The following is a 365-nucleotide window of genomic DNA, read 5'->3' on the forward strand; positions in this document are numbered from 1 at the left end:
CAAATGGACTTTAGAAGGTGTTTATATGCTAGGCTTTTTTATAAAAAGTCCTAAGGCTAAAGAATACCGCAAAAAAGTAGCTAAGCTTTTAAGAGAGCAAACACAAGCTAGATTTAAAAGCTTAAGCGATGAAAATCTAAGACTAAATTCTTTAAATCATCATCAAAAGATAGGTTACAAATCACAATTAGCGCAGCAAAAGGAAAAATATGAAAACAAAATTAAAGCCCTTAAATACGACTTAGAACACAAAAACGAGTTAAGCCTTAAAAGAAAGCTTAGTCAAAAAGAATTGCTTGAGCTTAGAAAAATACTTGCTCGTGATTATGGAATGATTTCCATAAAAGAATGGGAAATGAGTTTAG

Annotated in this window: 1 pseudogene; it reads left to right on the forward strand. The window is 31.0% G+C overall.

What is annotated here, in order from left to right:
• Positions 1-365: pseudogene (locus CCO88_RS09590) on the forward strand (hypothetical protein); the annotation flags it as partial.

The organism is Campylobacter coli LMG 9860 (genome assembly GCF_000254135.1).
Classification (GTDB): domain Bacteria; phylum Campylobacterota; class Campylobacteria; order Campylobacterales; family Campylobacteraceae; genus Campylobacter_D; species Campylobacter_D coli.